Consider the following 1101-nt stretch of genomic DNA (forward strand, 5'->3'; position numbering starts at 1 on the left):
AAATCACCAAATGGGTTGGATTGAGGGCTTCGATACCTTGAATGTCGATTTCGTCATTGCGCACGACCTTTACCTGAGCGCCAAGCTCGCAAAAGTATTGGTAAAGGTTATAAGTGAAAGAATCGTAGTTATCGATGATCAACAACATAGCGTGTCGGCTGCTCCAATCCGTTTTGGCAAGGCTTAGGGATCAATTGTCTGGTTTACCACAATTGAGGGCGGTATTTTGCAACACCCAATTAGAAAGGCAAGTCTTTGCGCAATAAAAAGGCCAGCATCGGCTGGCCTTTGAGTTTTACAGCTATGTTTTTAGGACAGGAGTGGCTTAACGGCGGCGGCGGAACAAGCCAAGTCCAAGCATTGCTAGCAGTGCACCAAACCCAAACGAACCACCATCAGAGTCTTTCGAATCTGTGGTGCCCGTTTCAGGTTGAGTCATAGAGACTGCACGAGCAGAGCTAAACTTAACGACGTTGCCAGTCGAGTCTGTCACTTTCTCTTCCAGTTGGTAGTTACCTTGCTCTGGCGCCTGTTCAAACTCAACATTCACGCTGCGCGCTTTAATGTCCGTTTGATCTAAAGTCTTGCTCGCTGAGTAAGCTTTCGCGTCACTACTTACAGCGGTAGCTTGAGTCGCGACGGTTAAGCTAACAGTCACGATGTCACCTGCAACCGCGTTTGGTGGCAAACGTACATCTACCGCTAAGTTTTCACCCGCTTTCGGTAAATCGATATCCGTATCAGGTAAATCAATCGCGATGATCACAGGATCGTGGTCAGATGCCGAGAACGCGTCTTTGTATTTCGGCATATCACCTGTGTATTTGCTGCCGTACTCAAACAAGTTACTTTCTAGTGAGTTAATGTGCCAATCTTCAATCGCTACCACTTTTTGCGCCAAACTGTTGCTTGCCAAGGCGTGGTCTAAATTGCCCAGCTCACCAGAATAGGTGTACGAAAACGTGTCTGTGCCATGCAGCAAGGTATTAAGGTTGTTCAGGCCGTAACCTTGTTTGATTTGCGTTTGCTCAACTTGCAACTCACCACCGTTGATTGTGGTGTAACCCGCTGTGTAGATATCACGGCCGTATTTCTCTTTCG

Annotated in this window: 2 protein-coding genes; both read right to left on the reverse strand. The window is 47.3% G+C overall.

Annotated features, from left to right (window positions below):
• Window positions 1–148 (reverse strand): glutamine amidotransferase-related protein (locus R7035_RS25830; protein WP_411913243.1); only part of this gene is annotated, 148 nt, incomplete at its 3' end.
• A 177-nt stretch (window positions 149–325) separates the two neighbouring features.
• A partial coding sequence (locus tag R7035_RS25835) for a GlyGly-CTERM sorting domain-containing protein (protein ID WP_318146395.1) occupies window positions 326–1101 on the reverse strand: 776 nt, incomplete at its 5' end.

It is taken from the genome of Vibrio sp. 1731 (genome assembly GCF_033339955.1).
Lineage (GTDB): Bacteria > Pseudomonadota > Gammaproteobacteria > Enterobacterales > Vibrionaceae > Vibrio > Vibrio alginolyticus.